The 25,452-nt window shown below is 58.1% G+C and carries 23 protein-coding genes; 10 read left to right on the top strand and 13 right to left on the bottom strand.

Annotated features, from left to right (window positions below):
- Positions 1-51: 51 nt before the first annotated feature.
- The 8 genes from cheD to RQI55_RS08210 are packed head-to-tail and all read right to left on the bottom strand — an operon-like array spanning position 52 to position 7,505.
- The gene (gene cheD / locus RQI55_RS08245) at positions 52-597 is read right to left on the bottom strand and encodes a chemoreceptor glutamine deamidase CheD (protein WP_042618010.1); all 546 of its coding nucleotides are present in this window, start codon (positions 595-597) and stop codon (positions 52-54) included.
- Entirely contained in the window at positions 594-983 is a 390-nt protein-coding gene (gene cheY2, locus RQI55_RS08240) for a chemotaxis response regulator CheY2 (RefSeq protein ID WP_042618009.1), read from the bottom strand. Before cheY2 ends, cheD begins: the two co-directional genes overlap by 4 nt.
- The gene (cheB, locus tag RQI55_RS08235; protein ID WP_042618008.1) at positions 983-2,038 is read right to left on the bottom strand and encodes a protein-glutamate O-methylesterase CheB; all 1,056 of its coding nucleotides are present in this window, start codon (positions 2,036-2,038) and stop codon (positions 983-985) included. The genes cheY2 and cheB overlap by 1 nt, the downstream gene beginning before the upstream one ends.
- Positions 2,035-2,943 carry a protein-glutamate O-methyltransferase CheR gene (cheR, locus tag RQI55_RS08230; RefSeq protein WP_042618007.1) on the bottom strand — a complete coding sequence of 303 codons (909 nt, stop codon included), beginning with the start codon at positions 2,941-2,943 and terminating at the stop codon, positions 2,035-2,037. Before cheR ends, cheB begins: the two co-directional genes overlap by 4 nt.
- Before the next feature lie 12 nt (positions 2,944-2,955).
- Positions 2,956-5,232, bottom strand: a complete 2,277-nt coding sequence (locus tag RQI55_RS08225; RefSeq protein WP_243256662.1) for a chemotaxis protein CheA — start codon at positions 5,230-5,232, stop codon at positions 2,956-2,958.
- Positions 5,233-5,248: 16 nt separating this feature from the next.
- Positions 5,249-5,614 carry a chemotaxis response regulator CheY1 gene (gene cheY1 / locus RQI55_RS08220; RefSeq protein ID WP_042618005.1) on the bottom strand — a complete coding sequence of 122 codons (366 nt, stop codon included), beginning with the start codon at positions 5,612-5,614 and terminating at the stop codon, positions 5,249-5,251.
- Complete coding sequence (locus tag RQI55_RS08215) at positions 5,611-5,910, bottom strand: STAS domain-containing protein (RefSeq protein ID WP_042618004.1); 300 nt, start codon at positions 5,908-5,910, stop codon at positions 5,611-5,613. The genes cheY1 and RQI55_RS08215 overlap by 4 nt, the downstream gene beginning before the upstream one ends.
- A complete protein-coding gene (locus RQI55_RS08210; protein WP_311272461.1) occupies positions 5,910-7,505 on the bottom strand; it encodes a methyl-accepting chemotaxis protein in 1,596 nt (531 codons plus the stop codon). The genes RQI55_RS08215 and RQI55_RS08210 overlap by 1 nt, the downstream gene beginning before the upstream one ends.
- A gap of 515 nt (positions 7,506-8,020) precedes the next feature.
- Between RQI55_RS08210 and RQI55_RS08205 the strand changes: the two genes are divergently transcribed.
- The 8 genes from RQI55_RS08205 to RQI55_RS08170 all read left to right on the top strand — a co-directional run bounded on the left by RQI55_RS08205 (position 8,021) and on the right by RQI55_RS08170 (position 16,583).
- Positions 8,021-8,410: a hypothetical protein gene (locus RQI55_RS08205; protein WP_243256664.1), complete on the top strand. Its 390-nt coding sequence runs from the start codon at positions 8,021-8,023 to the stop codon at positions 8,408-8,410.
- A gap of 93 nt (positions 8,411-8,503) precedes the next feature.
- A complete protein-coding gene (locus RQI55_RS08200; RefSeq protein ID WP_042618001.1) occupies positions 8,504-11,422 on the top strand; it encodes a monovalent cation/H+ antiporter subunit A in 2,919 nt (972 codons plus the stop codon).
- Complete coding sequence (locus RQI55_RS08195) at positions 11,423-11,758, top strand: Na+/H+ antiporter subunit C (protein WP_042618000.1); 336 nt, start codon at positions 11,423-11,425, stop codon at positions 11,756-11,758. It begins immediately after the preceding gene.
- Positions 11,755-13,401, top strand: a complete 1,647-nt coding sequence (locus tag RQI55_RS08190; protein WP_243256665.1) for a monovalent cation/H+ antiporter subunit D — start codon at positions 11,755-11,757, stop codon at positions 13,399-13,401. Before RQI55_RS08195 ends, RQI55_RS08190 begins: the two co-directional genes overlap by 4 nt.
- On the top strand, positions 13,398-13,886 hold the full coding sequence (locus tag RQI55_RS08185) for a Na+/H+ antiporter subunit E (RefSeq protein WP_243256666.1): 489 nt from the start codon (positions 13,398-13,400) through the stop codon (positions 13,884-13,886). Before RQI55_RS08190 ends, RQI55_RS08185 begins: the two co-directional genes overlap by 4 nt.
- Positions 13,883-14,164, top strand: coding sequence for a K+/H+ antiporter subunit F (locus RQI55_RS08180; protein WP_243256667.1), 282 nt, complete (start codon positions 13,883-13,885; stop codon positions 14,162-14,164). The genes RQI55_RS08185 and RQI55_RS08180 overlap by 4 nt, the downstream gene beginning before the upstream one ends.
- Positions 14,161-14,505 carry a monovalent cation/H(+) antiporter subunit G gene (mnhG, locus tag RQI55_RS08175; RefSeq protein ID WP_243256668.1) on the top strand — a complete coding sequence of 115 codons (345 nt, stop codon included), beginning with the start codon at positions 14,161-14,163 and terminating at the stop codon, positions 14,503-14,505. Before RQI55_RS08180 ends, mnhG begins: the two co-directional genes overlap by 4 nt.
- Positions 14,506-14,738: 233 nt before the next feature.
- Positions 14,739-16,583, top strand: a complete 1,845-nt coding sequence (locus tag RQI55_RS08170; protein WP_311272460.1) for a methyl-accepting chemotaxis protein — start codon at positions 14,739-14,741, stop codon at positions 16,581-16,583.
- Positions 16,584-16,650: 67 nt separating this feature from the next.
- Here RQI55_RS08170 and RQI55_RS08165 read toward each other — a convergent pair whose 3' ends face one another.
- On the bottom strand, positions 16,651-20,160 hold the full coding sequence (locus tag RQI55_RS08165; protein ID WP_243256670.1) for a NahK/ErcS family hybrid sensor histidine kinase/response regulator: 3,510 nt from the start codon (positions 20,158-20,160) through the stop codon (positions 16,651-16,653).
- A 206-nt stretch (positions 20,161-20,366) separates the two neighbouring features.
- On the opposite strand from RQI55_RS08165, the gene mscL reads away from it, so the two are divergent.
- Positions 20,367-20,795, top strand: coding sequence for a large conductance mechanosensitive channel protein MscL (gene mscL / locus RQI55_RS08160; RefSeq protein WP_042617993.1), 429 nt, complete (start codon positions 20,367-20,369; stop codon positions 20,793-20,795).
- A gap of 116 nt (positions 20,796-20,911) precedes the next feature.
- Positions 20,912-22,084 carry a pyridoxal phosphate-dependent aminotransferase gene (locus RQI55_RS08155; protein ID WP_243256671.1) on the top strand — a complete coding sequence of 391 codons (1,173 nt, stop codon included), beginning with the start codon at positions 20,912-20,914 and terminating at the stop codon, positions 22,082-22,084.
- 88 nt (positions 22,085-22,172) lie between these two features.
- Here the strand turns inward: RQI55_RS08155 and RQI55_RS08150 are convergent, their stop codons facing one another.
- The 4 genes from RQI55_RS08150 to fliN form a co-directional block, all read right to left on the bottom strand.
- Positions 22,173-22,622, bottom strand: coding sequence for a hypothetical protein (locus tag RQI55_RS08150; protein ID WP_042617991.1), 450 nt, complete (start codon positions 22,620-22,622; stop codon positions 22,173-22,175).
- Between the two features lie 5 nt (positions 22,623-22,627).
- The gene (gene flhB / locus RQI55_RS08145) at positions 22,628-23,710 is read right to left on the bottom strand and encodes a flagellar biosynthesis protein FlhB (protein ID WP_192063400.1); all 1,083 of its coding nucleotides are present in this window, start codon (positions 23,708-23,710) and stop codon (positions 22,628-22,630) included.
- Between the two features lie 126 nt (positions 23,711-23,836).
- Positions 23,837-24,880: a flagellar motor switch protein FliG gene (gene fliG, locus RQI55_RS08140; RefSeq protein ID WP_243256672.1), complete on the bottom strand. Its 1,044-nt coding sequence runs from the start codon at positions 24,878-24,880 to the stop codon at positions 23,837-23,839.
- A gap of 27 nt (positions 24,881-24,907) precedes the next feature.
- The gene (gene fliN, locus RQI55_RS08135) at positions 24,908-25,450 is read right to left on the bottom strand and encodes a flagellar motor switch protein FliN (RefSeq protein ID WP_042617988.1); all 543 of its coding nucleotides are present in this window, start codon (positions 25,448-25,450) and stop codon (positions 24,908-24,910) included.
- Between the last annotated feature and the right edge of the window lie 2 nt (positions 25,451-25,452).

Here is a 25,452-nt window from a genome sequence, read left to right as displayed (position 1 = left end):
GCTGAAACAAAATGAAGAAACGACGCGGCGATCTGCCTGTGCTTTGTCGCCTCAGAAAAATTCGATATCGTCTGCCACTGGCTTTGGAGCCACCACTGGTTTTCTTTCCAGAGCAACCGTCGACTGCGCTTCGGCACCGCTGAGCGGTATTTGACGCGCACGACCCGAGACCGGCCAAAACTCGATCTTTCGGCCTGAATCTCCTCCGGTCGACTGACCGAGAAGACGAATGCCTTCATCCCTTAAAAACTGAACCGCAAAGGCAGCGTTTTGCTCACCGACATTTGAGAACGTGGCAATGGTTTTTGCACCGCCAAAAATCTTTGCCTCAAGGCGATCACGGCGCGCTCCTTTTTTGAGCAAGCCGTTGATCAGCAACTCCATGAGATGCACCCCGTAACGGGTTGCATCTCCACCCCCAGCGCCCCCTGTCCCCGGCAACAGGAAATGGTTCATGCCGCCGACGCCCGCAACAGGGTCTCTTAGACATGCAGCCACGCACGAGCCGAGAATGGTCGTCAGGACCACATCGGGATCGCTAGCGATTTTGTATTCGCCCTGGATAATGTGTACGCGCTTGGCTGCAGTTTCAATCATTTTAAGGATCCAAATACGGCTTCGATAGCCGCTTTCATCTTGTCGATGGAAAATGGCTTGGCGAGAACGTTGTTGGCACCCAGCTGGGCGGCCTTCTGCACCAATGCTCGGTCACCCTGCGCCGTCAGAATGATGAAGGCTGCTTTCTTGGTGGTTGGGTTCGTGCGAACCGCCTGCAAGAAACCAAGTCCATCCATCTTCGGCATGTTGAAGTCGGAAATGACGAGATGATGGGGCTGCTGCTCCATGATCTTCATTCCCTGCTCGCCATCGCCAGCGGAGGTGATCTGCTTGAAGCCGAGTTGCGTCAGTGCATCACTGAGCAACAGGCGGCTGGTAACCTGATCATCCACGATCAGAACTTTGATTTTTTCTGCAAGAGACATTAGTCGGAACCTTCTTTTCGGGCAGCGGTAAGTTTCAGAATTTCTTCGCCGATTGCGTTCAGCGGAAATTGTTGTTCGACAGCGCCGAGTTCGTAAGCGACCCTCGGCATGCCATAGACCACGCAGGTTTTTTCGTTCTGGCCAATGGTGCGAGCACCGGCATGGCGCATTTTCAAAAGTCCTGCGGCTCCGTCGCGTCCCATCCCTGTCAGGATGACACCAACGGCATTTCGTCCTGCCAGTTCTGCAACGGAATCGAAGAGAACATCCACGGACGGTCGGTGGCCATTAACAGGTTCCTTGTCCAAAAGCCTGCAAGTTGGCGCGGAATGATTAACGACCTGCAAATGTCGTTCACCGCCCGGCGCAAGATATATTTTACCGGTCTGGAGGCGTGCTCCATCCGTTGCTTCTTCCACCGCCGGCGCGCACAGCCGGTTCAGACGCTCTGCGAAACTCTTCGTAAAGGTCGATGGCATGTGTTGTGTAATCACCGTGGGCGGGCAGTTGGCCGGGAATTTCTGCAAGACAGTAATCAGGGCCTCCACACCACCGGTCGATGAACCGATAGCGACGATCTTGCGGCCACCGCGATAGTCGCTGACGGCCATGGGTGTTGCAATCACCGGCTTTTCGACGGTCAGATTGCGATAACTCTGGTGCTGCGAGCGTGCAGCTGCCTTGACCTTTTCGGCCAGATCGCTGAATGGCCTGCTTTCGCCAGGCGCTGGCTTGCTCACACAATCGAAAGCACCGATCTCAAGCGCCGCCAGCGATGCGCCCGCGCCGCGCTGCGTCAGCGTCGAGACCATAATGACGGGCATGGGCCGAAGCCGCATGATCTTTTCCAGGAATTCGAGACCGTCCATTTCCGGCATCTCGATATCCAGCGTCAGGACGTCAGGGTTGAGTTCCTTGATCGCGGCACGCGCTTCCATGGCGTTGCTGGCCTGGCCGACGACGTGAACGTCGGGGTCAGCTTTCAGCACAGCCGAAATCAGGCCGCGCATTGTCGCGGAGTCGTCGACCACAAGAACTCTGGCGGGTACGCTCATGCTTTCCTCCCGCCGGATTTGCCGATGTAGCGGTAGGTCGTGATGCCGGTATTGTCGAACAGCGCCTTCGGATCGCCCGAGACACGCTCGGAGTGGCCGATATACAGATGTCCACCTTCCGGCAGAAGACCGGCAAAGCGCGCCCAGATTTTCACCTGTGTCGGCTCGTCGAAATAGATCACCACGTTGCGGCAGAAGATCACGTCGAAACCGCCCTTGAAGGGCCATTGCGTCATGAGGTTCAGCTCGTTGAAGGTGATCAACTTCTTGACCTTGTCGCTGATCTGGTGCTTGCGACGGCCACCGACGTCGACGTCCTGGAACCATTGCTTGCGCATGGCAGGCGTCACGGTTTCCAGTGCGTTGTCATCATAGATGCCAGCTCTGGCCTGCGCCAGGATCTTCGGGTCAATATCCGTTGCGAGAATACGGAAATCATAGTCTGCGGCGTTGGGAAAGAGGCCCAGAACCGTCAGTGCAATCGAGTACGGCTCCTGCCCATCGGAGCAGGCGGCAGACCAGATGCGCACACGGCCGCCCGCTTTTGCCCTGTTGATGAGCCCCGGCAAAACCTCATCCCGAAGATTTTCGAAATGGTGGTTTTCACGGAAGAACCGCGTGAAGTTCGTCGTTAGATGCGACAGCATCTCGCGACGGGCATGGGCGCCCTGTTCGGACGATACGAGCGCGCAGTATTCCGGGAACCCGGAAATACCCAGGTTTCGGATGTGCTTGGACAATCGCGAGTAAACGAGCGACGCCTTGGTGTCGTTCAGATAAATGCCGGCATCGGCATAGATCATCGCGGCTATTTCGGAGAGGTCGCGGCGCGTCAGCGGATATTCTCCGCTGGCGAGCACTTCATCCGGGGATAGGCGTGTATCGTTAAACTTGAGCGCTGTCATTCATCACTACTTTCAACCGGCTACCGCAAGAGACATCTCTTGCTTGAGCGACTGGCCACGAGACGCACCGACGACCGCATCCACATCCAGAATGAGAGCGACGCGGCCATCACCGAGGATGGTTGCGGCAGCAATGCCAGGAACATGGGTGTAGTTGGCTTCGAGCGACTTGATAACGACCTGGCGCTGACCCTGGATGGCGTCGACCATCAAGGCACGCTGGCCGCCACCTTCCGATTCCACCAGAAGGGCTACGCCGTCGACCGGGTTTGCCTGGGTGTTGCGGAAGTTGAGAATGCGACCGACGTCCACCAGCGGGCAGAACGAGTTGCGGATCGAAATCAGGCGCTGGTTGGAGCCGAAGGAGTGAATGTTTACGGCTTCCGGCTGCAGGGTTTCGACAATCGCCGTCAAAGGCACGACGAGCGTCTGACCGGCCACCGTCACCACCATGCCGTCGAGGACGGCCAGCGTCAGCGGCAAGCTCATGGTGAATGTAGAGCCAAGGCCCGGACGCGACGTGATGCTGATACGACCGCCGAGTGCCTGGATCGAACGCTTGACCACGTCCATGCCCACGCCACGACCCGAAATGTCGGAAATCTTGTCGGCGGTGGAGAAGCCAGGTGCGAAGATCAGGTTGTCGATTTCCTCATCCGTCAGGTTGCTGTCGGCAGCGATCAGATCGTTGTCGATGGCCTTCTGGCGAACGCGCTCGCGGTTGATACCCGCGCCGTCATCGGACAATTCGATGAGAATGCGGCCCGAACGGTGCTTCGCCGTCAGCTTGACGGTGCCTTCCGGGTTCTTGCCAGCAGCTTCGCGCTTTTCAGGTGTCTCAATGCCGTGGTCGACGGCATTACGGATCATGTGCGTCAAAGGCTCGGCCAGCTTGTCGATGACCGTCTTGTCCACTTCGGTGTTTTCACCCTCGGTGATCAGGCGGATCTGCTTGCCGATCATATCGGCGACTTCACGCACGATACGCGACATGCGCTGGAAGACCGGCTTCACCGGCTGCGCACGGATAGCCATAACGCTGTCCTGGATTTCGCGTGTCAGCTGCTGAAGTTCGTCCAGGCCCATATTGACGGCAGATGTGCCGGTCGTGTCGTTTTCGATGACGCTCTGCGACAACATCGCCTGGTTGATGACGAGCTCGCCCACCAGGTTGATGAGGCGGTCGACGCGGTCCAGATCGACGCGGATCGTCTGGCCAGCGCTTGCGTTGGCGGCATTGGCTGCAGCGGCTGCGGCAGCTGGTGCTTCCTTCTTTTCGGCAGCGGCGGAAACGGTGCGTGTCACTTCGGTTGCGGCAACGGCTGTTGAGACCGTTTTTGCAGCCACTGTTTCCTCGGCGTCAGCCGACTGCACAGCAGGCTCGTCCACCGTATCGTCGAGAACCGACAGATCGAAGGGAACAGGGATCATCGGAAGTTCTTCTTCGGGCGGTGTTTCCGCCACGATTTCCGTGATTTCCAGATCGCAATCCCACTCGGCGAATTCAAACACGGTGCGAATGCCAGCGGCACCCTTGTCCGTCTTGATGGTGATCTTCCACTGGAAGTAGGCGGTCTCAGGCTCGATGTTTTCGAGCGCAGGCAGGGCCCCCATGTCGCAGTTGATGCTCATCTCGCCTATGCGGGAGAGGTCGCGAAGCAAGAGGGCGGCTTCGTTGCCCTTGGTGTAAAGCGATGTCTGTGGCTTGAACACGACGTTGAACGATGGCGTTTCCATCATCGGGGTCACATCGTCCTCGAACTCGCCGAAGGAGAAGGCCACGGGCTGGAAACCGCTGTCATCGGTTGGCGCAGGCGCTGCGGCGGCTGCCGGTGCCGGTGCTGCTGCCTTGGGTGCTGCAGCTTTTGGCGCTGCCGGTTCCGAGGAGGATCCGCCGGATGGCATTTCGCCATTGGCCAATGCTTCCAGTTCCTTGACGAGACCGCGCGTTCGGCTGTCTTCCACGCCGCTGCCATCACGGGCGGCGTTGGTCAGATCGGCCAGAACGTCAGCCGATTTCAGCATGACTTTCAGGACGTCCTGGTTCGGTTCGAGCTTGTTCGAGCGAACGCAGTCCAGTGTCGTTTCGAAAACGTGGGCAAATGCCACGAGATCTTCCAGACCGAACGCGCCCGCACCACCCTTGATGGAATGAACGGCACGAAACACAGCATTCACGGTTTCCGGGTCGCGGTCGCCGTCATTTAATTTCAGAAGACCTGATTCCAGCTCTGCGAGTTGCTCCTCGCACTCCTGGAAGAAGATTTCTTTGATTTCGTTCATATCCATCGTATGTGGTCCCGTATCAAGCAGTTACGCGTTCAATGGCATCGATCAGCTTTGCAGGGTCGAACGGCTTGACGATCCAGCCGGTAGCGCCTGCCTGGCGGGCGCGGTTCTTCTTCTCGGCATCACTTTCAGTGGTGAGCACGAGGATGGGAATTGCGCGGTATTTTTCGTTGCGACGAACGCCCTCGATAAAGCCGAAGCCATCGAGACGGGGCATGTTGATATCGGTGACGATAACGTCAGGATGACAACCTTCAAGAACTTCAAGTCCTTCGATACCGTCTTCTGCCTGGATCGTTTCAAAACCGGCATTGTTCAGTGTCAACAGGAGCATATTCCGGATCGTTCTGGAATCGTCGACCGTCAGAACTTTCTTCTTCATTTCTGCTTCTCCTTCGGGAGGATGTGATCGATGTCCACGCCGATCAGTTTAAGGGTTTTCTCAAATGCGTCCGATGCTTTTGAAAATGTGAATGCCTTGCCGTCAGTCTCCCAGGCCTTGACACCGGCCATTAAGACCTGGGCGCATTGTACGCCCACGCGCTCGACCTCGGAGGCATCCACCGCAAGCGGGGCACCCCTCATCTCCATCAGTTTTCCGTGCAAGACGGATGCCTGATTGAGGTCCAGCACCGGTGACAATTTCAATGTCGACTGCGCTGCTTTCCTGCCTGCCATCAAATCACTCCTTGGCGTCTGAATTGTTGATGCTCGTAGCCATAGTCCACGAGCTCTTCGCGCATGGTCGCCACGGTCTGCTGATAGCGTCTCGAAACCGGCTCTGCTGCCGCATCGGCCTGTCGGGCAATGCGGAATTCCCGCACGGTCCGGCCCAGCTCGAGAATAACGGTGTGCAGGTCGTCGGCGTCCTGCGCTGCCCCTGTCAGGCGGTTGGCGGAACGGTCCGTTTCTGCGCCGATGGAACCGAGTTCCACAGCAACGCCCTGCAAGCTGCTGACATTTTCGCCGGTGCGGCGTGCCACATCGCCGATCATATCGCTGACGCCGGAAACCTGACGAACGACGCCGCCAATGGCTTCCTGTGTGCGGTTGACCATGCGAACACCCTCGACCACCTGGGTCTTGGTGCCGTTGACGAGGTTTTTGATTTCCCGCGCCGCATCGGCAGAACGCTGTGCAAGCGCACGCACTTCCTGCGCTACCACGGCAAAACCGCGCCCGCTGTCGCCAGCGCGGGCTGCTTCGATACCTGCGTTGAGGGCCAGAAGGTTGGTCTGGAAGGCGATCTCATCGATGGAACCGATGATTTTACCGATCTGTTCGGCAGAATGCTCGATACCGGCCATGGCGCTGATGGCCTCGCCAACGGCTGTGCCGCTTTCGGTTGCGGCGGTGCGAGCCTGCTTCATCGCAGCTTCTGCAGCCTGAATGCGCTCGCTGCTGGTGCGAACGTCGTTGATAACGGTTCCAAGCGTGTCGGATGCACCGTTAAATCTCTGGGCCTGCTCGGAGGACTGCGAAGCCATTGTCCGGCCCTCGCCTGCCATGCGCTCGGTCGCGGTCTGCGCATCACGCACACCTGCCTGTGCGGCAGCAAGGGAAGCCTCGATCTTTTCCAGAGCGCCGTTGAAGGCGTCTGCCAGTTCGCGATAGGCGTCTGGAATATCGCCGGTAATGCGTGCCGTCAGATCGCCAGCGGCGAATGCGTTCAAGGCATCACCCAGAAGGCGCTTGGCATCAGCCTGATCTGTTTCGCGCTGCTTGGCCAGTTCCTGGGTATGGCGAAGGCGCAATTCGTTGAAGCGAAGGGAAACCGCGATCTCCGTATCTACCATCACAAGGCGCACAACAGCCTTTACGGCCTCGGCCAATTCACGGTGGCGTTTACTGTTGCCAGGCAGGATGGAGCGCGGCGCGTGCTGCGAAATCAATCCGCCCAAAAGGTTTTCAAGAACAACGGCGTGTCCGGCCACATGCCAGCGCGGGTCAAGACCCATGCGGCTTTCGGTATCGGACAGAACCTTGACGCGCTCTGCATAGACAGCATCGAACCTTGCATCTGTCAGCACGCTCCAATGCGCCGTCTGAAGATCATGCAGCCTGTCGAGCTGGTTTTCGCTTTCAAAGGATGGGGAACAGTCGGGCATGGACTGGAAGCGAACCATCAGGTCGCGCAGGCCTGCCTTGACATGGGGTTCGAGCATAATGCGGTAGCGGCGCAGCAGATCGCACTGGTCCTGGTCCAGACCGGCAAAACGCAGACGGCCGCCCAGGCTGCTGCCCGTGGCCTTTCTCGTTTGATCTGTTGGCAATTCCTGCCCCAAGCGACGTCCCCAAAAAGCTACGCCGGATCACACCGGCCAATGACCGATTGAGAATCCCAGTATCCGGGGGGATAATTATCCAGGACGGATAATTTACGAGTGTGCGCACCATGAATGGGTCGCACCGACGCGCTGAGCCTTCTGCAATCAACTGAATACCGGATCGACCCGGTACGGCAGGGCGGCGTCATGCCTGGAAGAAGATCTGTGTCGATCCTCGTTCCGCCGTAAAATACGTCCAATCTTTATGGTTAATTCGTTGATTGAACGTTAAGAAAACCCAATATGACTCAAAGTTGCTAAAATTAGCTGAATCATTTACCTGTCGTTACGTTAGCACAGCAGTAGTTTGTGCTGGAATCGTTAATATTGGAAAAGATTTCTTATTTTTCCCGTAGCGCGCTGGACAACGGCAACACCGTTCCCCTAAAACGAAAACACACGATATTCGCTTCCATGGTGATGTTTTAACGAAACGCTGACGACGACGGAGGAGATACGATTTGCCATCGATGGGGAACCGCCTTTGCGCCTCTCGTCCCTCAAATCGGCTGATCGATCTTTTTGTTGCGGGCATGCTCGTCTTCATGGGGCTTCAGGCTGCTGCCAACGGCGCGCCTGTTCTCAAACCGAACCGTCTCGAGCGTTCGCAACTTCCCCCGCAGGACATCGCCTCGGCCACGGCCGCGGAAACCAAGGGTTGCACGGAGATTGTCGATCATTGCCTGACATTGGCAGATCACGGCTTTGTCCTTCATCATCTGCCGGTGCAGAGAACGGTTGACGCGCAAGCCCCGATGCAGATCGGCTTTGATAACCCGTACGCGAAAATACCGGGCTTTCATCTTCTTGGAGCCGCTTCGCCTCGCGGGCCACCGGAAACGGTTTCCTAGCCGTCGCTGCCGATTTTCCCCTTCGTTCGGGATTGGCGAAGCTGACGGGCATATGCACCGCCAACCGCAACGCCAGAGAAATTGCCAGCCTGTATGAGCCTTGAAATCCTCCTTCCCATTCTGATTGCCCTGCCCTTCATCGGCAGCATCATCACCACGATGATGCCGCGATACGGGGCGGTGCGCGCACCTGCCGCCGTCGCTGGCAGCATTGCGCTGTTTGGCCTCGTCTCCGCGATTTTTCTATATGCCAGCGTCAAGGGCGGAGCGGTCATCAAGTATGATGTGGAATGGCTTCCCCAGCTTGGCCTCAACTTCACGTTGAGGCTGGATGCGTTTGCCTGGATGTTCATCATCCTCATTACCGGCATCGGCTTTCTGGTGGTGCTTTACGCGCGCTATTACATGTCGGCGGAAGACCCTATTCCGCGCTTCTTTGCGTTCTTTCTGTCCTTCATGGGCTCCATGCTGGGCATTGTACTGTCTGGCAATGTCATTCTTCTCTCCATCTTCTGGGAATTGACCAGTATCTTCTCCTTCCTGCTGATCGGCTATTGGCACCAGAACGCCACGGCACGCGATGGTGCGCGCATGGCGCTGACCGTGACCGGCATTGGCGGCTTCTGCCTTCTCGCGGGCTTTCTGATCCTCGGCCATATGGCGGGCAGCTATGATCTGGATGATATTCTGGCAAAAGGTTCGGAAATCCGCGCCCATGCGCTCTATGTTCCAGCACTCGTTCTCATTCTCATCGGTGCCCTGACAAAGAGCGCGCAGTTCCCGTTCCACTTCTGGCTTCCCAATGCGATGGCCGCGCCCACGCCGGTCTCGGCCTATCTGCATTCCGCCACCATGGTGAAGGCGGGCGTTTTCCTTCTGGTGCGCCTATGGCCAGTTCTGGCGGGCACGCAGGAATGGTTCTGGCTACTGGGTTTTGCCGGTATTACCACATTGCTGCTCGGCGCTTATTTCGCCATGTTCCAGCAGGATCTAAAGGGTCTGCTGGCCTATTCTACCATCAGTCACCTCGGCCTGATCACCACACTATTGAGCCTTGGAAGCCCGCTTGCAGCGGTTGCGGCTATTTTCCACATGATGAACCACGCCACCTTCAAGGCGTCGCTGTTTATGGCGGCTGGCATCATCGACCACGAGACCGGCACCCGCGATATGCGGCGCTTGAGCGGGCTTTATCGCTTCATGCCCGCCACTGCCACGCTTGCCATGGCGGCCAGTGCGGCCATGGCCGGTGTTCCCCTGTTCAACGGCTTCCTGTCCAAGGAAATGTTCTTCGCGGAATCCGTTGAAACCCATGCAGATTCGTTGCTGGACAAGGCCCTTCCCTATGTCGCGACGCTGTCGGGTGCCTTTGCGGTGGCCTATTCGCTGCGCTTCATCCACACCGTGTTTTTCGGCCCGGCACCGCACGATATCCCAAATCCCAAGCCGCATGAGCCGCCGCGCTGGATGCGCTTCCCCATCGAATTGCTGGTCGTTGCCTGCCTCATCGTCGGCATCGTACCAAGCTTGTCCATCGGCCCGTTCCTGCATTCCGCCGTTCTCTCGGTGCTTGGTCCGCAAACACCTGCCTACAGCCTTTCGATCTGGCACGGCTTCAACCTGCCTCTAATGATGAGCCTTGTCGCGCTCATCGGCGGTGTGGCGATCTATGCAGCGCTCGGCGGCTATTTCGCCCGGTGTGAAGACGGCCCTCCGGTGTTTCGTCACCTGCGCGGACAGCGCATATTCGAGCGCATCATCGTCACCGTATCCTGGAAATGGGCCCGCTGGCTGGAAAGCACGCTTGGCACCCGGCGTTTGCAGCCGCAATTGCGCATGCTGATACTGGTCGCATTGATTGCGGGCTTCTCGCCCGTGGCCTCGTCGCAGTTTACGCTGACGCTCCCCAGCGTCACGACATTCGACCCTATCTTCGCCATCTTGTGGGGCATCGGCATGATTGCGGCCATGGGTGCCGCCTGGCAGGCCAAGTATCACCGGCTTGCCGCACTGGTCATGCTCGGCGTCTCGGGCCTCGTCACCTGCCTCACCTTCGTGTGGCTGTCGGCACCGGATCTGGCCATCACGCAGTTGCTGGTCGAGATCGTCACCATGGTTCTCATTCTCCTTGGCCTGCGCTGGCTTCCCAAGCGCGAAGTCAAGGTGGACAATAACAGCGAACTTCCCGCACAGCTTCGTCGCGGACGGGATTTCATGCTGGCCGTATTCTGCGGCATCGGCATGAGCGTCATTGCCTTTGCGGTCATGACCTTGCCCGTGCCCAACACCATCGCCAACTACTTCCTGGAAAATGCCTATACACAGGGCGGCGGCACCAATGTCGTCAACGTCATTCTCGTGGACTTCCGCGGCTTCGACACGATGGGAGAAATTGCGGTTCTGGCCATTGTCGGCCTCACCGTGTTTGCGCTTCTTCGCCGTTTCCGCCCTGCCCATGAAAGCATTGGCCTGCCCGAACAGCAGCGCATTCAGAACGCGTTTGATGCGGACAATCCGGATCGTAGCAAGGGCGATACGGTCCGCGATTATCTTCTGGTGCCCTCCATCATCATGCAATGGATGTTCCCGGTCATCGTCACCTTCTCGTTCTTCCTGTTCATTCGCGGCCATGATCTGCCCGGCGGCGGGTTCTCGGCTGGCATCACAATGGCCATCGCCTTCCTGCTGCAATATCTGGCGGGCGGCACGCGCTGGGCGGAAGACCGCATCCGCATTCTGCCGTTGCGGTGGATGGGCTTTGGCCTGTTGCTAGCGGCGTCAACCGGCATGGGATCGTGGTTCTTCGGGCACCCGTTCCTCACCTCGTATTTCCAGTATACGGACCTGCCCTATATCGGAAAAATGCCAACGGCGACGGCGCTTCTCTTCGACCTTGGCGTCTTTGCCCTCGTTGTCGGCGCCACCGTTCTCATACTCATAGCATTGGCGCACCAATCGCTGCGTAATTACAAGGTACGTATGCCCGACGCCGCAAAAGCGGAGGACGCGTAAATGGAACTCATTCTCGCCATCGGTATCGGTGTCATGACGGGATCGGGCGTGTGGCTCATCCTGCGCCCGCGCACCTATCAGGTCATTGTCGGGCTGTCGCTTCTGTCCTACGCCGTCAATCTGTTCATTTTCGGCGTCGGCGGCATCAAGACCAACGCACCACCCCTGCTGCTGGACGGCGTCATCACCTCGACCCTGACGGACCCCGTGCCGCAGGCTCTGGTGCTGACCGCCATCGTCATCGGCTTTGCGACGACCGCCCTCTTCCTCGTCGTGCTGCTTGCCGCACGCGGCCTGACCGGCACTGACCATGTCGACGGGAGGGAAACGAAATGAACGCCTTCCCCGTCCATATTGTCATCGCACCCATTCTGGTGCCGTTGATTATTGGTGCCCTGCTGCTGTTCATCGATGAGCGCAAGCGCACCACCAAGGCCATTCTCAGCGTCATCGGCACCCTGGTTTCGTTGGGCGTTGCCGTCGCACTGTTTCTTGAGGTCAACTCCACCATCAACACGGAAGTTGCCGCCGTCATCTCCACCGGCGTTTATCTGCTCGGCAACTGGCCAGCTCCCTTCGGCATCGTTCTGGTGGCAGATCGCCTGTCAGGGCTCATGGTGTTGCTGGTGTCGCTTCTGGCCATACCCTCGCTCGTCTATTCGCTGGCGAAATGGCATCGGGCCGGATCGCATTTCCATTCGCTGTTCCATCTGATGCTGATGGGCGTGAATGGCGCGTTTCTGACCGGCGACCTCTTCAACCTCTTCGTCTTTTTCGAAGTCATGCTGGCCGCGTCCTATGGTCTGCTTTTGCACGGCTCCGGGCAGTTGCGCGTGAAGGCAGGGCTGCATTACATCGCCATCAACCTTGTCGCTGCCCTGTTCTTCCTCATCGGCGTCAGCCTGATCTATGGGGTCACGGGCACGCTCAACATGGGTGATCTGGCACAGCGCATCGCCGGTCTCAACCCTGATCAGCGCATGCTGCTGGAAACCGGCTCGGCTGTGCTTGGCATTGCGTTTCTGGTGAAGGCAGGCATGTGGCCGCTCAACTTCTGGCTACCTTCCGCCTATACCGCAGCATCGGCACCGGTCGCGGCTCTCTTTGCCATTATGAGCAAGGTCGGCATTTACGTCATTGCGCGCCTCTCCTTCCTTCTGTTCGGGGAAACCGCTGGCGCGTCCGCAGGCTTTGGCCATGATGCGCTTCTCGTCGGTGGCATCGCCACCATCGTCTTCGGCACCATCGGCGTGCTGGCCTCGCAGGCGCTGGGGCGGCTTGCGGGCTTTTCCGTGCTGGTCTCATCCGGCACGCTTCTGGCCGCCATGGGCACCGGCAACCCCACAGTTGCCGCCGGTGCGCTCTACTACCTCGTCTCCTCGACGCTCACCATCAGCGCCTTCTTCCTGCTGATCGAACTGGTCGAGCGCGGACAGGACGCCGGTGCCAACGTTCTGGCCGTGACCATGGAAGCCTATGGCGACGGCGAGGACGACGAGCCGGAAGATGAGGTTGGCGTCACCATGCCCGGCACGATGGCCGTTCTCGGCACCTGCTTTGCAGCCTGTGGCATTCTTCTTGCCGGTCTGCCGCCGCTCTCGGGCTTCATCGCCAAATTCTCGATGCTGTCGGCCATTCTCAACCCGTCGGGGCTTGGCGCGAATGATACGATCTCGACCCTGTCCTGGTGGCTGGTCTTCCTCATCGTCTTTTCGGGCCTTGCCTCGCTCATTTCCATGACGCGCGCGGGCATCCGCACCTTCTGGGGTTCGCTGGAAGGAACGGTGCCACGCATTCTCGTCATCGAAATCGCGCCCGTGCTGATGCTTCTGGGCATGACCCTTGCCATGACGGTCGCCGCCGGTCCGGTCATGCGTTACATGCAGGAAACCGCACGCATCAGCGGGCTTCCGCAAAGCTACATTCAGGGCGTGATGACCGCACCCAGAGCCGCTCCAGGCACGGAGGTCGCACCATGATCTCGCGCTTTTTGCCCTATCCCTTGCTCACCCTGTCGCTGATCGTTTTCTGGATGACGATCAACGCCTTTTCACCCGGCCATCTGCTTTTGGGAACAGGGGTGGCGCTGATTGCCTCCTGGGCCATGGCGTCGCTGCGCCCGCCAAAGCCGCGCATCCGCAACTGGCACCTGCTGATCAAGCTCGTTGGCATCGTGCTCTATGACATCATCCGCTCCAACGTCTCCGTCGCGGTCATCATCATCCTGAACCGCAGACGCCGCACCAATGCAGGCTTCATCACCATACCCCTGGAACTGCGCGATCCCATGGGCCTTGCGGTGCTGGCCATCGTGCTGACGGCGACACCGGGAAGCGCATGGCTGGAGTATAATTCATCGCAGGGAACATTGCTCATCCACGTTCTGGATGAGGTCAGCGAGGCCCATTGGCAGAACCTCATCAAAAGCCGATATGAGACATTACTGATGGAGATATTCGAATGAGTTCGGTTATCCTTTTCTGGTCATTTTTCATTGCCCAGCTGTTTCTGGCCATCGCCATGGCGATTTCCGTCTATCGCATTGCCATTGGCCCGCGCGCGCAGGACCGGGTGCTGGGGGTGGATACGCTTTACGTCAACGCCATGCTGCTGGTCCTCGTCTTCGGGCTTCGCACCGGCAACGACGTCTATTTCGCCGCCGCCTTGCTCATTGCCATCCTCGGTTTCGTGTCCACCGTGGCGCTGTCCAAATTCATGATGCGCGGCGAGGTGATCGAATGAGCAATGCCGCCGAATTCCCGCTCTGGGCCGCCATCCTCGTCGCTTTCTTCGTTCTTCTGGGGTCCTCGCTGGCGCTCATCGGCACCATTGGCTTTGCGCGGCTGCAAAGCTTTTATGAGCGTCTGCATGCGCCCACCCTTGGAACGAGCTGGGGCACGGGCGGCATCGTCATGGCCTCGGTCATCTATTTCTCGGTCTCGGGCCAGCGGCCTGTGTTCCACGAAATCTTCATCGGCTTGTTTATGACCATCACAACGCCGGTCTCGCTGATGCTGCTGGGCCGCGCCGCCCTTTACCGTGACCGTGCCGAACAGAACCCGGTGACCCGGCAAAGCCTCTGATCAAATAAAATCAAGAAACGCGAAGTTTTTTCAAAATTTGAAAAGCTGCCAGACGCATTTTTCCATCGGCAATTGCTTTATTTCTGAAATAAGGCAATGAATTCCAATATTTGACGTTCATCAACTTTCGGATGATTGTCGAATGTTATCGTGATGTTACACGCGCGGATATTCCCTGAATTTTAACGGTTTTCCCGCATCATGGCGGAATTCAGTTTGTTTCGGGGTATTTTATGGCGCGCTTTCTTCCAAAATCCATAGTGGTGCAGATCGTCTGTATGACGATTGCACTCATCTTCATGGGCATCCTCGCCGTTGGAACCACAACCTATATCAGGTTGAAGGACGACGTGATGCAGAGCGCCCGGATCGATACGCAGCGTGCCATCAGAAACATGGCCATGCTCTATGAGTTGAAGATCGGCGGTGTGCAGCTCGCCATGGAAAATGGCGATTTGAAATCCATCAGCAGACCGAGCATCGGCACAATGCGGGATTTCGATCTCGTGGACCGCACGGGCATGGCAAATGGTGGTGTCGCCACCGTGTTCCAGGCTGAGGGGTCAGACTTCGTGCGTATCTCGACCAACCTGAAAAACGAGAAGGGCGAGCGGGCGATGGGCACCAAGCTGGCACTCACTCACCCCGCCTACGCAAGCATCACGAAGGGCCAGGCCTATTTCGGCCAAGCCACTCTGTTCGGCACGGACTATATGACGGGTTATGTTCCGGTTCTGTCTAAGACAGGTGCCGCCGTCGGCATTCTCTTCGTTGGCGTACCGATGACGGTTTATCAGGCCCATATGGATGGTGTTCGCGATATTGTTCTGCTGTGCGGCGGCGGCGTCATGCTGGTCTTCGGCTTTCTGGGATATTTCCTCATCAATCGCACGCTTCGCCCGCTCGGCATCCTCACCAACGCGGTCAAGTCCCTGTCGCAGGGCAAGCTGGATACGACCATTCCCTATGCGCAAAGCGGCAACGAGTTCGGCAATATTGCCCGTGCGCTGGAAGTCTTCCGTGAGAACGCCCATGAAAAACTTCTGATCGAAGGACGCAGCGCCGAAGAACGTGCCGAGGCCGAGGCTGAGCGCAGCCGAAACGACGCCGAAAAGCGCGAGACGGACCGCCAGATCGATTATGCCGTCAACCAGCTGGCTGGTGGCCTTGCCCGCCTGTCGCAGGGCGATCTGACCCGGACCATCGACACGCCGTTCTCTGGCCGTCTGGAGCAGCTGCGCACAGACTTCAACAGCTCGCTTGCCAATCTGAAGGATGTTCTGGCACAGATCCGCGATAGAACGCTGGTCATTCAGAACAATGGCATTGAAATGCGCGAGTCCTCCAACGACCTGTCACGCCGCACGGAATCCCAGGCTGCGTCTCTGGAAGAAACCGCCGCCGCCGTTGAAGAGATCACCGTCACCGTGAAGTCTTCGGCGGAACGCGCCCGTGAAGCCAACCAGGCAGTTCGCATCACTCAGAAAAGCGCCGATAGTTCCGGCACGGTGGTCAAGAACGCCATCGACGCGATGGGCCGTATCGAAGATGCGTCCAAGAAGATCGAACAGATCATCGAAGTCATCGATGAAATCGCTTTCCAGACCAACCTTCTGGCCTTGAATGCCGGTATTGAAGCCGCACGTGCCGGTGACGCGGGCAAGGGCTTTGCGGTCGTGGCGCAGGAAGTGCGTGAGCTTGCACAGCGTTCGGCAGATGCTGCACGCGAAATCAAGACTCTCATCAACCAGTCCACCAACGAGGTCGGTACCGGCGCGCTTCTGGTGCAGGAAGCCGGACAGGTTCTGTCCGATATCAGCCAGCAGATCGTGGTCGTCAGCAAGCACGTCGAAACCATCGCAACAGCCACCGCCGACCAGTCATCGGCGCTGCATGAGGTCAACGGCTCCGTCAACCAGATGGACCAGATGACCCAGCAGAACGCGGCCATGGCGGAAGAATCGAGCGCCGCAACGCAGATGCTGTCTGAAGAAGTCGAGGCTCTGCTCGGTCTTGTCGAACGCTTCCAGATCGGCGAGCCAGCCCAGCAGCAGGGTCGCTACAACCGCGCTGCCTAACGCAGCCACAGCGTTTATCCAAACCATATGCGGGCCGTCTGAATCTCAGGCGGCCCGTTTGCATTTCTCACTCTGCGGCTGCCCGGGTGACGCTGAAAACCTGGTTGATGTAGGCTCGCAGCGCGGCTGGCCGCACCGGTTTGTGCTGCACCGCAATGCCTTCCTTCTCGGCCTGTGCGCGCACTTCCAGTGTGCGGTCGGCGGTGATCAGAAGCGCCGGAATGTCCTTGGCGTAGACCTGCCGCAGACGAAGAACCGCATCGATGCCGTTTCCATCATCCAGATGATAATCGGCAATAACGAGATCGGGAGCACGAGCTTCTATATCGGTCCATTGACCAATCTCGGCAAAGGAGCCCGCCTGGCTGACCTCGCAGCCCCAGCCAGACATTAGCAAGCGCATGCCTTCCAGTATCTTCGGCTCATTGTCGATGCACAGCACGCGAAAGCCGTGCAGCTGTTGCGCGATAGGCGTTGGTGCATCACGGTCCACCAATCGAGCGGCGCGCCCCTGCGTCATCTCACGCGGCAGGTGTACCCGAAAAGACGTGCCCCTGCCCTGCACCGAAGACAGATGGACCGGGTGATGCAGAATGCGCGAGAGACGGTCAACAATGGACAGGCCAAGCCCCAGTCCCGCCGCCGTCTTTGCCCCCTCATCCAGCCGCGCAAACTCCTTGAAAATGGTGCGAAACTTGGATGTGGGAATGCCGATGCCGGAATCGACCACCTGAATGACCGCCTCCTTGCCCCGGCGGCGCACACCGACAATGACCTTGCCGGAGAGGGTGTATTTGATGGCGTTTGAGACGAGGTTCTGCACGAGACGCCGCAGCAGGTTGATGTCGGATTTCACGGTCAGCGATGTGGGCATGACGATGAGTTCAAGGTTTCTCTCGCGGGCCATGGGCGCGAAATCCGTCTCGATGCGCTTGAACAGATCATTGAGCGGCACAGATGCCATGCGCGGCTTCATGGAGCCTGTGTCGAGGCGGGAAATATCCAGCACGGCACCCAGAATGGTCTCAACCGATTCCAGTGCCGAATCGATGTTGAGCGCGAGCGCGCCATTTTCGGTTTCCCCGACACGCTCCACCAGCGCCGAAGAATAGAGCCGTGCCGCATTCAGCGGCTGGAGAATATCGTGACCGGCGGCGGCGAAAAAGCGGGTCTTGCCCACATTGGCCTCATCAGCCGCCGCCCGCGCTTCGGCCAATTCATGGTTCACGCGGGTCAGTTCCCCGGTGCGCTGTTCCACCCGCTGCTCCAGCGTTTCATTGGCCTGCTTCAACGCCTGATCGCTTGCCACGCGCTGGGTAATATCCGTGAAGGTTGCGACGATGCCCTTGTCCGGCATGGCATTGGAGCGAACCTCGATGATGCGCGCCCCACCCGCCAGCACCAGCGAAAACGGCATATCCATTCTCAAAAACAGCTCGATAGTCTGGCGCTGCTGGCCGGGCGCAATATCACCGCGCTCTTCCAGCATGCCGACAATGTCGGAAAGAGGCAGGCCGACCCGTCCGAACTGCTCCGGCAAATCCAGCAGGGTGCGGAAGCGCCGGTTCCAGATCGTCAGTTGCTGGGAGCTATCGAAGACCGCAATGCCCTGATCCATCTGCGCAAGCGCTGTCTGCAGCATGTCCTGATTGTATTGCAGCGCCTCACTGGCCTGATCCAGCAGCCACACGGTGTCGGCACTGGTATCCTCCGTCTTTTGCAGGATGAGCGACAGCACCAGCCTTGCCGAAGAGGAACCGATGGCACTGCCCAGCAATTGCTCGGAAAAGTGCACAAGCGCCATATCGGCGGGTTGATCGTCCTCCAGCTTGCGACCAGCGGTTTTCTCATAGGCTGCCAGCGAGCGCAGCATCCGCTCCTCGCCGAGATAGCGCCCTACGGCCGCCTTCAGATCACCGACACTCACCCGTGTTTTCCAGCCGCGTGTCGCGAATTGCGATTTGGAGTGCCGCTTCACGAAAATGCCGGATTGGATGCGCTCGGCCGGTCTTGGGTTGCGCGATAGCGAACCCAGCACAAAGGCCACACAATTGACCAGCAGGCTCAAGGTCACGGCATTGACGAGCGGGTCCGCCCCCGGCCCGCTGAAGACAACAGCGCCGGGAAACAGGAAGCTTAGAACCGTTGCAGCCACTTGAGAATTATCCGGTCCGCCAAGGCTTGGAAGAAACAGCAGATAGGCCCAGACGATAAAGCCGGAACTTAGGCCCGCAATAGCGCCACGCGCATTGGCCCGCCGCCAGACAAGCCCGCCCAGAAGTGATGGTGCCATTTGTGCGATGGCGGCAAAGGCCAACAGGCCGATGGAGGCAAGGCCAGACGCGCTATCTGCCGCCCGGTAATAGGCATAGCCCAGAAACAGAACCGCGAAGATGGCGGTGCGGCGGATGTTGAGAAGCGTCCGGGCAAAATCATCGCGGTGCGCGGTGCGGTTCAGCAGTTTCTGTCGCAGGAAAATCGGCATGACGATATCGTTCGACACCATGATGGACAGCGCCACCGAAGCGACGATGACCATGGCCGTGGCTGCCGAAAACCCGCCGATGAAGGTAATGAGAGACACGACCGGCATCTGGTTGACCAGCGGCAATTGCAGCACATAGAGGTCGGCATTGCCATTGCTGCCAAGCGTCAAAAGCCCGGCAATGGCGATAGGCAGCACGAAGATATTGATGGCGATGAGGTAGAGCGGAAACAGGAACTTCGCCGTGCGCAGCTCGTTCGGCGTGCGGTTTTCAACCACGGTGACGTGAAACTGGCGCGGCAGAAGAATGATGGCGAAGGCAGACAGCAGCGTCAGCACGATCCAGCGACTGATCGGCGTCTGGTAGGACATGGCCTGCATGACCTGCGTATTCTCAGATGCCAGTCGCCATAGCTGCGCCGGGCCATCGAACAGGAAAAACACCACATAGACGCCCGCCGTACAGATGGCCACGAGCTTGACCACCGATTCCATGGAGATGGCGAGAATGAGCCCATCCTGATGCTCGGTCGCATCCGTGTGGCGGGTGCCGAACATGACGGCGAAACCGGCCATGATGACCGTGACCAGAAGCGGGAGATCCAGAAAATAGAGGTTGCCGCTTCCAATGCCGTAAGCGGTCGGGTCCACCATGGCGGCCACCGAATTGGAAACGGATTTGAGCTGAAGGGCGATGTAGGGAATGGCGCCCACCAGCGCGATGACCGACACCAGCGTGGCCACTGCCGGGTTCTTGCCGTATCGGGCGGCAATGAAGTCTGCGACCGAGGTCAGTTTTTCGGCTTTCGCCAGCTCCACAATCCGACGCAGAATGGGCATGCCCAGCGTGAAGGCGAGGATGGGGCCGGTATAGATGCCGAGGAATTCCAGCCCTCGCTCCGATGCCAGACCGACACCGCCGAAATAGGTCCAGGATGTGCAATAGATGGCAAGGCTTAGCGCATAGACAACCGGCCTGCCCTTGTTGGAGACGGGTTTCTGACGGCTCTTGCGGTCACCATAGCTTGCCACTGCAAAGAGCAGCAGAATATAGGCGAACGCCGATACGAATATGATCCACCCCGGAAGCACTGGCTGTTCTCCCCACCATCCTCAGCGCCAAGCATAAGCCAGTTCCGGGACAATGAGAATTGGCTCGCGCCTTGGCATAAAGTTTAACATGGTGAAACTGTTCGTTTTTCGCAGCACATATCTGCACATTCGAAATTTGAGATGTTATCAATGAACACCCATTCCAAAGATTTGGGTCGAGAGGGCTTGAGAGAGGGATATGTGGAATGCTGAACGAGTTTAAAACTTTCATCGCACGCGGCAATGTCATGGACCTTGCCGTGGGTGTCATCATCGGCGCGGCGTTCAGCAAGATCGTCGAGTCCGTGGTCAATGACCTCATCATGCCCATCGTGGGCGCGGTGTTCGGCGGCTTTGATTTTGCCAATTACTTCCTGCCGCTCAGTTCAAAGGTTACGGCAGATTCGCTGGCCGCTGCACGCGAACAGGGCGCGGTGTTTGCCTATGGCAACTTTCTGACCGTCGTGATCAACTTCGTCATCCTGGCGTGGATCATCTTCCTGATGGTCAAGGGCGTGAACAAGCTGCGCGCCTCTGTCGAGCGCCAGAAGGTTGAGGAAAAGAAGGCCCCGGCCCCGCCACCGGAAGACGTGCGGCTGCTCACGGAAATCCGCGATCTGTTGAAGACCCGCTGATAGCCAAGCCAGTTCGGCGTGCATGATCCATCATAAAAATCCGTGATGTCTTCACACAATATCATGCACGCTGGACGCCTGATGCGCTAAGAAGGCACTTCCATTGGAGTGCCTTCATGTCTGTTCTGAAAAGTCTAAGTGCCCGCTCTCTCTCGACGCCCGAAAGCGGCATTGTCGAGGTCAAGAAATACGCCCATGCCCGCGAAAATCTCCTGCCGCTCTGGGTGGGTGAAGGCGATCTCCCAACGCCTGCCTTCATTGCGCAGGCCGCAGCCGATGCGCTGACGGGCGGCGAGACCTTCTACACATGGCAGCGCGGTATTCCGGAGCTGCGCGAGGCGCTTGGTCGCTATTATCAGCGCCATTTCGCCACTACGCTTTCATCCGACCATTTCTATGTCACGGGTTCCGGCATGCAGGCCATCGTGCTTGCCGTACAGGCCCTGACGTCGCCCGGCGACGAGATGATCTACCTCACGCCCACATGGCCCAATATCGTCGCGGCCATCGGTGTTGCCGGTGCCAAGGCGGTTCCCGTCGGCATCGATTTCACCCATGGCAAATGGGATATCGACATTGCCAAGCTGGAGCAGGCCATCACGCCGAAGACGAAGGCGCTCTTCATCAACACCCCATCCAACCCGACCGGATGGACGGCAACGCTGGATAATCTGCGCGATATTCTGGCGCTTGCCCGCAAGCACGGCCTCTGGATCATCGCTGACGAGATTTACGCGCTCTACCATTATGCCGGGCAGCGCGCGCCCTCCTTCCTCGACATCATGGAAGAGGATGATCGCATCGTCTTCGCGAATTCATTCTCCAAGAACTGGTCGATGACAGGCTGGCGTGTGGGCTGGCTGGTGGCGCCGCCGGAAATCGGTCAGGTCATCGAAAACCTCATCCAGTATTCCACATCAGGCGTGGCCCAGTTCATGCAGCGCGGTGCCATTGCCGCACTCGATCATGGTGACGATTTCATCAAACAGAATTTCGCTCGCGCCGCCAGATCGCGTGACATTCTCTGCGACGCGCTGATTGCCACCAACAGGGTGGAGACATTGAAGCCCGATGGCGCACTCTACGCCTTCCTCAAGATCGATGGCGTGACGGACAGCCGTGCGGCAGCCTTCGACATCGTTGACAAGGTCGGCGTCGGCCTTGCACCGGGCAAAGCTTTCGGCGCGGGTGGAGAGTTGTTTCTGCGCGCCTGCTTCCTGCGCAATCCGGCGCAGATCGAGGACGCGGCAGACCGGCTATCGAGCTATATTCTGGATAAAACGCGCTGACAGACGACAAGCGGCAAGGACAATCAGAGGATTGCCCTTGCCGTTCCATATTTCCATGTCGTGGAGGTCGGTGCCGCCTTGAAGACGCTTAATGCGCTGTGCTGGTGGGAGCAGCTTCAGGGGTCCGGTAAAAGGTCGCGTGGCGCAAACTATCGGCCAGGAACGCGGTGTTTTCGTTCGGATCGCTCGATGGATTCTGGAAATTGATGTGGTTGATGTTGATGCCTGCGTGGTCCTTGCCCAGCTGTAGCTGCGCATAGATGGTCACGCCTTTCGGCTTGATTTCCAGGTCCAGAGTAATGGACGGATAGGTATCCCAGTCCAGCTTGTAGTCTCCACCAATGCCGAAATAGACTGTGCCTGGATGGAAATAGAGCTCAGCCGCCGAATCCACGAGATCCGAAAGGCTACTATAATATTCGAATTTCAGAAGGGAGATCAGATCTCCCGCATCGATTAAACGAAGCTCGGCTGCCACAGGACCAATCGCACGAGCCAAGATTTCTTCCCGTTCAGCCGAATATGCGCATTTTTTCATATTGATCAGTTTACCCGTCTTTTGTTTTGGCGCGCTGCGTAGACCTTGTGAATCAGTTCCGCAACCGCCTTATAAAATACTGACGGGATGACACTATCGACCGAGACTTGCGCAAACATGGAGCGGGCAAGCGGCGGGTCTTCAAAAATGGGGATTCCGTTCTCTGTGGCGATCTCTCTGATCCTCAATGCGATCAAATCCTGCCCCTTTGCAACCACGACTGGCGCGTCGCTCTCATCTTTCACGTAGCGCAATGCAATCGCATAGTGAGTCGGGTTTGTGATGACGAGTGTCGCTCTGGGAACACCGTCCATCATTCTGCGGCGGGCGCGATCGCGGGCGATGGAGCGCTGACGGGCCTTGACCACCGGGTCACCCTGCGACTGCTTGTACTCGTCCTTCACTTCCTGCTTGGACATGCGCTGCTGGCTGTGCCAGCGGTAATTGGTCCAGAAGTAGTCGGCCACCGCCAGAATGCCCGTCGAAAACAGGACAATGACGACCATCTTTTTCAAGATGTTATAGCCGGTCTGCATGATGCTGTGGGGATCGGTAACCAGCGCGTTGAGCAGATTATAATAGTCGTTCCTCAGCATCGTCACCACGATGATGCCGACGATGACCACCTTGAACAGGGATTTGCCGAAATTGACGAGGCCATCGACGCTGTAAATGCGGGTAAAGCCTTTGACGGGCGATATTCGGGATATTTGCGGTGAGATCCGGTCCAGCACGAATTGCGGCAGGTTCTGCGCGAAGGACTGTCCAAGGCCCAGCACGATGAACAGCACGGCTGCTGGCAGAAGCAGTGCCGCGATTTCCTTGGACAGATGCAGACCCAGCGACACCATGTCGGTCGCCGTGTTCAGCCGCCACTGCTCCGGCCGCTCGATAATGTCTCCGAGCGTTTCACCCAGTCGCTTGATGCCATCGGGCATGAAAAAGACGAGGTAGAGATAGAAGGCGAGCATCGAAGCAAACAACGCCGCTTCCTGGGATGAAGGCACATTTCCCTTCTCCTCCGCGTCGCGTAGTTTTTTCTCTGTTGGTTCTTCTGTTTTACTGTCTTTGTCTTCGCCGTCTGACAAGACACGTCCCCTGACTGAAAAAGGCCCGCCGGTACAGGCAGGCCGTTCTTCTCAGGGTATAGAGGGCAGCGGCACCCCGCAAGTCGCGCGAGGCCACCCCACAGCTTTTATCGGCGCGTCTCCGCCTTATGCGGCGGCTACTCCGTCGGCAGGGGGCGCTTCTTTCAGCACGATCTGGCCAGAGCTGGCCAGACGAATGGCTTCCTGCGCAACCGCACGGCGGGCAATGGCCACTTCGCGGGTGTTGAGCGACGCGGTCGGCACTGCCAGATCCGATTCGATCATGCGGCGCTGGCGCGGGCTGATGCAGGACAGCACACATTCCTTGATCTCGTTCGTGGCACCGCGAAGCGCCATGGTGAGAATGTCTGCCGAGATGTCGTTGAGCAGCGAAACGCGGCTGCGCTGCGGCATGTAGAGAAGGTCTTCGAACAGGAAGATCTTCGGCTTGACCTTGTTGGCAGATTCCTTGCTGAGCGTTTCCAGAGAGCTGAGCAGGGTATCGACCTGCGGCTTCTCGAGTTCGTTCATCAGGTCGGCAACCTTCGCCGAACCTGCAGCATTGCGCTCGGCATTCAGTTCCGCGATCAGCGCAATCACGCGCTTTTCGATGATCTGGGCGGCGGCAGGGCTGACTTCCTTCATGTTGACCGTACGGTTCATGATGTCGGCGCGCTGCTCGTCGGGAATGGTCAGAAGAACCTTTGCACCAAAGGAGGATGGCAGCATGGTGAGGATATAGGCAATGGTCTGAGGATGTTCGCGCAGCAGGAACTTGCCGATGAACTGGGGGTCTGCGTCCTGCAGCTGATCCCAGATCGAGGTTTCGAAAGCCTGGAAGGCGGTCCGCCGGCCCAAAAGACCATCCACCTCTTCAGGTGTCAGGCCTTCTTCGAGAATGCTCTCGATGGCCTTGGCGTTGTCCATCAGGCCTGTGCCTTCGGTGAACAGGTCTTCGAATTCCGCCACGATGATGGCGAGCTCGTCTGGCGGAATCACGCGAAGTGTCTGTGCCGAATTGATAATGGTCTGCAACTCGGCCTGGGTAAAAAACTTGAGGAGTTTTCCGGCCACGCCTTTTCCCATCGCCAAGAGTACGGCGGCGGCCTTGTCTGCCTGAGACAACGGCTTCCCAGCAATGGGGTTACCGAAATCCTCAAAGTCCATCATGGTCTTTCCTCTCCGTCCCCACAGGGATTAGGCTTTCTTGGTACTCAACACTTCAATCAGCTTTACACCAAAGCGTGTATCGTCGTCTTCCAGTACGGTGATTTCGCCCCGTGCGATGCAACGGCCGTTCACCATGATTTCGACAGGTTCACCGATTCGCCGCTCAAGCGCAATGGTTGCACCCTCTTCAAGTCCCATCAACCCGGATACCAGCATGCGGCTGGTGCCAAGCACGATCTGAACATCAATGGGAATATCCATGATCAGATCGAAATTATCAGTCAGACCGCTGCCCAGTGGCGAGGGCGATGCGGCAAGCGGTGCTGAGCTGGAGCCGAAATCAGACGTGCCGAAGCTGTCCATTCCGCCACCAAATGCCGAGAGATCGTCGGCTGCCGGTTCAGCGTCAACTGAGCCGAAATCGCCGAAATCGCCGAAATCCGATAGCCCTCCATCCGAATCGCTTTTCAGTACACCGCGCAGATCACCGATTGCCTGGTCCAGCTCGCCCGTGTCATCGAGCGAAGGCAGGAAATCGTCTTCGGTTTTGGGTGTCTTTTTCGTAGCCATGC

Origin of the sequence: Rhizobium sp. WCS2018Hpa-16, assembly GCF_031843705.1 — a bacterium.
GTDB lineage: Bacteria > Pseudomonadota > Alphaproteobacteria > Rhizobiales > Rhizobiaceae > Agrobacterium > Agrobacterium tumefaciens_C.
Note: the sequence above shows the minus strand (reverse complement) of the source record. Positions and strands in the feature narration are given on the sequence as shown.

Coding starts and splice junctions, on each gene's coding strand:
- cheD (WP_042618010.1), bottom strand. CDS start 597: ATGATTGAAACTGCAGCCAAGCGCGTACACATTATCCAGGGCGAATAC.
- cheY2 (WP_042618009.1), bottom strand. CDS start 983: ATGTCTCTTGCAGAAAAAATCAAAGTTCTGATCGTGGATGATCAGGTT.
- cheB (WP_042618008.1), bottom strand. CDS start 2,038: ATGAGCGTACCCGCCAGAGTTCTTGTGGTCGACGACTCCGCGACAATG.
- cheR (WP_042618007.1), bottom strand. CDS start 2,943: ATGACAGCGCTCAAGTTTAACGATACACGCCTATCCCCGGATGAAGTG.
- RQI55_RS08225 (WP_243256662.1), bottom strand. CDS start 5,232: ATGGATATGAACGAAATCAAAGAAATCTTCTTCCAGGAGTGCGAGGAG.
- cheY1 (WP_042618005.1), bottom strand. CDS start 5,614: ATGAAGAAGAAAGTTCTGACGGTCGACGATTCCAGAACGATCCGGAAT.
- RQI55_RS08215 (WP_042618004.1), bottom strand. CDS start 5,910: ATGGCAGGCAGGAAAGCAGCGCAGTCGACATTGAAATTGTCACCGGTG.
- RQI55_RS08200 (WP_042618001.1), top strand. CDS start 8,504: ATGAGCCTTGAAATCCTCCTTCCCATTCTGATTGCCCTGCCCTTCATC.
- RQI55_RS08195 (WP_042618000.1), top strand. CDS start 11,423: ATGGAACTCATTCTCGCCATCGGTATCGGTGTCATGACGGGATCGGGC.
- RQI55_RS08190 (WP_243256665.1), top strand. CDS start 11,755: ATGAACGCCTTCCCCGTCCATATTGTCATCGCACCCATTCTGGTGCCG.
- RQI55_RS08185 (WP_243256666.1), top strand. CDS start 13,398: ATGATCTCGCGCTTTTTGCCCTATCCCTTGCTCACCCTGTCGCTGATC.
- RQI55_RS08180 (WP_243256667.1), top strand. CDS start 13,883: ATGAGTTCGGTTATCCTTTTCTGGTCATTTTTCATTGCCCAGCTGTTT.
- mnhG (WP_243256668.1), top strand. CDS start 14,161: ATGAGCAATGCCGCCGAATTCCCGCTCTGGGCCGCCATCCTCGTCGCT.
- RQI55_RS08170 (WP_311272460.1), top strand. CDS start 14,739: ATGGCGCGCTTTCTTCCAAAATCCATAGTGGTGCAGATCGTCTGTATG.
- mscL (WP_042617993.1), top strand. CDS start 20,367: ATGCTGAACGAGTTTAAAACTTTCATCGCACGCGGCAATGTCATGGAC.
- RQI55_RS08155 (WP_243256671.1), top strand. CDS start 20,912: ATGTCTGTTCTGAAAAGTCTAAGTGCCCGCTCTCTCTCGACGCCCGAA.
- RQI55_RS08150 (WP_042617991.1), bottom strand. CDS start 22,622: ATGAAAAAATGCGCATATTCGGCTGAACGGGAAGAAATCTTGGCTCGT.
- fliG (WP_243256672.1), bottom strand. CDS start 24,880: ATGATGGACTTTGAGGATTTCGGTAACCCCATTGCTGGGAAGCCGTTG.
- fliN (WP_042617988.1), bottom strand. CDS start 25,450: ATGGCTACGAAAAAGACACCCAAAACCGAAGACGATTTCCTGCCTTCG.